3 protein-coding genes are annotated in these 2970 nt (G+C 47.9%); all 3 read left to right on the forward strand.

Annotation, left to right across the window (positions count from 1 at the left end):
- Nucleotides 1-839: fumarylacetoacetate hydrolase family protein (locus tag VZT47_RS09910; protein ID WP_330224799.1), on the forward strand; the 839-nt coding region annotated here is incomplete at its 5' end.
- Between the two features lie 137 nt (nt 840-976).
- On the forward strand, nt 977-2065 hold the full coding sequence (locus tag VZT47_RS09915) for an AAA family ATPase (protein ID WP_330224800.1): 1089 nt from the start codon (nt 977-979) through the stop codon (nt 2063-2065).
- Nucleotides 2066-2172: 107 nt separating this feature from the next.
- Nucleotides 2173-2730 carry a TIGR00730 family Rossman fold protein gene (locus tag VZT47_RS09920; RefSeq protein ID WP_330224801.1) on the forward strand — a complete coding sequence of 186 codons (558 nt, stop codon included), beginning with the start codon at nt 2173-2175 and terminating at the stop codon, nt 2728-2730.
- Nucleotides 2731-2970: the final 240 nt, after the last annotated feature.

Raw genomic sequence — 2970 nt, forward strand, 5'->3', positions numbered from 1 at the left:
ACTATACTTTATTGATTGATGGACAGGAAAAAGTGGCAGTCAGTATTGACGGCTGTGATTTATTTGTTCAGGAAGATATTTCCGATATGAACGACATTATCCTTGGCAGAAAGCACGCGAAGATTTCCGCGGAATGCAGGACGGTCTCTGCGGATCAGGTGGAGATCCTTTCTCCGATACCCCGGCCTCTGCAGGATGTGATTTGCCTGGGCATGAATTACAGCGCCCACGAGGTGGAGGCGGCCCGGTTCTCGGAGAATGCTTTCGGCGGAGAAAAGCCTAAGCCGGTTTTCTTCTCCAAGCGGGTCACTTATTCACAGGGCACGCGCAAGGCAATTCCTTCTTACCAGGGACTTGTGGATTCTCTGGATTATGAGGTGGAACTGGGCGTTATCCTGGGGAAAGATGCTCGAAATATCAAAGCGGAGGATGCAGAGAAATATATTTTCGGATATACTGTTATCAATGACGTTTCTGCCAGAAACCTGCAGACTTCACACAGGCAGTGGTATTATGGGAAAAGCCTGGACGGTTTTACCCCCATGGGTCCCTGCATTGTGACGGCAAACGAAGTTTCTTTCCCGCCCAATCTTGAAATACGGTGCTGGGTCAACGGCGAGCTGCGTCAGGATTCCAACACAGCCAGGCTGATCCACGGAATTCCGGAGATTCTGGAGACATTGTCAACCGGAATGACGCTGAAAGCCGGTACGATCATTGCGACAGGGACACCGGCCGGCGTTGGCATGGGCTTTGCCCCACCCAGATTTCTGGAACACGGCGATGAGATAAAAATGGAAATTGAAGGCGTCGGTGTTCTGGAGAATCGCATCGATTAAATAATACGTAAAAAATAAATAATAAAAAATAAATAATACGTAGAAAAAGCAGCAGGATGTAAATTTTTCACCGACAGGCACAGTAATTCACCGTTAGAACGGACATCTTCCATGAGTAGTTAGCGGAGGCCGAAATAATGCAGGAAATCAGAAAAATCGTATTAACCGGCGGACCCTGCGCGGGCAAAACGACCGCCATGAGCTGGGTACAGAACGCATTTACGGAAAAAGGTTACAAGGTCCTTTTTGTACCGGAGACGGCAACGGAACTGATTTCCGGCGGCGTTGCCCCCTGGACCTGCGGCAGCAACGTGGAATATCAGACGATTCAGATGCGGCTGCAGAAATTCAAAGAGGATATGTTTGAACAGGCTGCCAGGACTATGCCGGATCAGAAGATTCTCATTGTTTGCGACAGAGGGGAACTGGACAACCGTGCTTATATGACCCAGGAGGAATTTGATTCGATTCTGGAGGAGACGGGCTGGAATGAAGTCGACCTCAGAGATTCCTATGACGCGGTCTTTCATTTGGTCACAGCTGCCAAGGGGGCGGAAGAATTCTATACCTTTGGCAATAATGCCGCCAGATATGAAACAGTCGAGCAGGCAAGAAATCTGGACAACAGCTTTATCGCCGCCTGGACCGGCCATCCCCATCTTAAGGTCATTGACAACAGCACGGATTTTGAAGAAAAGATGATGCGGCTGATCAAAGAAATCTCCGGATTCCTGGGTGAGCCGCAGCCCAGAGAAGTGGAACGCAAATTCCTGATTGAGTATCCGGATATTGCAGAGCTGGAGAAGGATCCCAGCTGCCAGAAGGTGGATATTATTCAGACATATCTGAAGGCCAATGAAAATGAGGAAGTCCGTGTCCGCCAGCGTGGCTTTGACGGCAATTATATTTACTTCAAAACGACCAAGAAGAATATATCCGACACCCAGCGTATTGAAATGGAAAGGCGGCTGAACCTGAAGGATTATCTGCGCAGCCTTATGGAAGCGGATCCCACCAGGCGTCCGATCCGCAAGACCAGGTACTGCATGGGGTATGAAGGCCATTATTTCGAGATCGATGTCTATCCTTTCTGGGATGATAAGGCCATTGTAGATGTGGAACTGCAGGATAAGAATGAAGAAGTCATATTCCCGCCCTGCATTAAAGTCATAAAAGAAGTCACAGACGACGCTTCATACAAAAATACCGAGCTGGCCAGAATCTGATTTCAAGGACTGCCGCAGAGGGAAACGAGGGAGCGGATATCAAAAGAGCGTAGTTCAAAAAGTTTGTTTTCGACCGGGGTTCTTTGACAGGTCTTGACGGAGGCTTTATGAAAATTACAGTTTTTCTGGGATCAATGTTCGGAAACCGGCCGGTCTATAAGGCGGCTGTATCCAAGCTTGGCAGATGGATCGGAAAAGAAGGACACTGGCTGGTCTATGGAGGCAGTATGACAGGCCTGATGGGCAGTCTGGCGGAGGCAGTGCTGTCAGCAGGCGGCAAAGTGACCGGTGTGGAACCCCAGATATTCGTGGATCAGGAGCTGCAGAGCAATGAACTCACAGAATTGATTGTGGTACCGGATATCCCTTCCCGTAGAAAGGTCATGCTGGAAATGGGAGATGTTTACATTGCTTTTCCGGGTGGCAGCGGAACACTGGAAGAGATTTCGGAGGCCATTTCCCATGTGAAAATGGGCTTGCAGTCAGGCGTCTGTATCCTTTATAACCTGGAAGGATTCTACAATCCTCTCCAGTCCCAGTTCTCCAGGATGGTGGAAGAGGGATTTATTGACAGGGAAGCCATGAAGAGTATTTTCTTTACGGATAATCTGCAGGAAATCACTTCTATTATTAAAGAATACAGTGACCGGTCCGGAATCTGTTAGAGACAGAATGGAACAGAGTTTAGCAGACAGAATGGAACAGAGTTTAGCAGACAGAATGGAACAGAGTTTAGTAGACAGATACTAATGAAAATCTGTAAAGACCTATAGGAGCCGACAGATACGGAGAAAAAGACAGCATTATAATAGAGCAGCCTTTGTGCAATGTCATCAGCAGAGAACATTGCGCCGGGGCTGCTCTTTTATATACTTCTCTTTTATAAACTTTATAAATAGGGGAAT

The organism is Dialister sp., from assembly GCF_036343215.1.
Taxonomy (GTDB): domain Bacteria; phylum Bacillota; class Negativicutes; order Veillonellales; family Dialisteraceae; genus Dialister.